This is a genomic window from Aeromonas sp. QDB56 (assembly GCF_027705505.1).
GTDB classification, from domain to species: domain Bacteria; phylum Pseudomonadota; class Gammaproteobacteria; order Enterobacterales; family Aeromonadaceae; genus Aeromonas; species Aeromonas caviae.
On record NZ_JAPDBZ010000310.1, the window covers coordinates 1 to 841 of the forward strand.

Annotated in this window: 1 protein-coding gene; it reads left to right on the forward strand. The window is 57.7% G+C overall.

The window, feature by feature from the left end; all coding sequences use genetic code 11:
• Positions 1 to 786 (forward strand): IS5 family transposase (locus OKB81_RS20615; RefSeq protein ID WP_270805456.1); only part of this gene is annotated, 786 nt, incomplete at its 5' end.
• Positions 787 to 841 lie beyond the last annotated feature (55 nt).

Sequence of the window (841 nt, forward strand, 5' to 3'; positions counted from 1 at the left end):
CGGGGTCGTGGCTTCCACTACAGCGATACTGCCATCGAGACGGCACTCATGCTCAAGGGCGTATTCAAGCTCCCACTGCGCGCCCTAGAGGGGTTTATAAACTCGCTGTTTAAGCTGATGCAGGTGCCCCTGACATCACCGGACTACAGCAGCATCAGCAGGCGGGCCAACACGGTGGAGGTCAAGTACCGGTTGCCCAGCCAAGGGGCTGTCGCCCACTTGGTGATTGATGCGACCGGGCTGAAGGTTTATGGCGAAGGTGAGTGGAAAGTCCGAAAGCATGGCAAGGAGAAGCGGCGTGTCTGGCGTAAGCTTCACTTGGCAGTGGATGCCGCCACCCATGCGATTATCGCCGCCGAGGTTAGCCTCGAGACGGTGGCAGACAACGAAGTGTTCCCCAGTTTGCTCAACCCGTTACGACGCAAGATAGAGCAAGTCAGTGCGGATGGGGCTTATGACACGAAAGCCTGTCATGCCCTGCTCAAGAAGAAGGGGGCCAAGGCCACTATCCCACCGAGAAAGAATGCGGCACTGTGGGAAGAGGGGCATCCGCGCAATGAAGCGGTCACTGCCCTCAAGGCGGGAGAGCTGGCGCAGTGGAAGCAGGCCTCTGGCTACCATCAACGCTCTAAAGCCGAGACAGCCATGTACCGAGTCAAGCAGCTCATCGGTGCAAAGCTGAGCCTGAGAAATTACAACGCGCAGGTAGGTGAAGCACTGGCGTGGGTGAAGGCTATCAACAGGATGACGGGGTTAGGTATGCCTGTACGACAACAGGTCAACTGAGCGAAATCGGCGCCTGAGAGACTGCTGTCCTGCTTTGGAATTGTGCAACAAGGCC